Consider the following 245-nt stretch of genomic DNA (forward strand, 5'->3'; position numbering starts at 1 on the left):
TGGTATCGACCTTGCCGGCATCCACCAGCTTCTGCCACACGCTGGCGTTCAGCACGCCACCATCGACCTTGCCAGCCTGCACCCAGGCCACGGTGGCATCGTGGGCGCCGGAATAGGCCACGCGGCCGAAGTACTCCTCAGGCTTGATATTGTCCTGCTTGAGCATGAAGTAACGCGGCATCAGGCTGCCCGATGTGGACGAAATGGAACCGAAGGCAAACGACTTGCCCTTCAGGTCGGTCAGG

General features: G+C 61.2%; 1 protein-coding gene. It reads right to left on the bottom strand.

The window, feature by feature from the left end; all coding sequences use genetic code 11:
- Positions 1–245, bottom strand: a 245-nt coding sequence (locus tag SB719_RS22010) for a PhnD/SsuA/transferrin family substrate-binding protein (protein ID WP_412160012.1), incomplete at both ends; no start/stop codon positions are given.

Source organism: Pantoea sp. SIMBA_079 (assembly GCF_046940275.1).
Lineage (GTDB): Bacteria > Pseudomonadota > Gammaproteobacteria > Enterobacterales > Enterobacteriaceae > Pantoea > Pantoea borealis.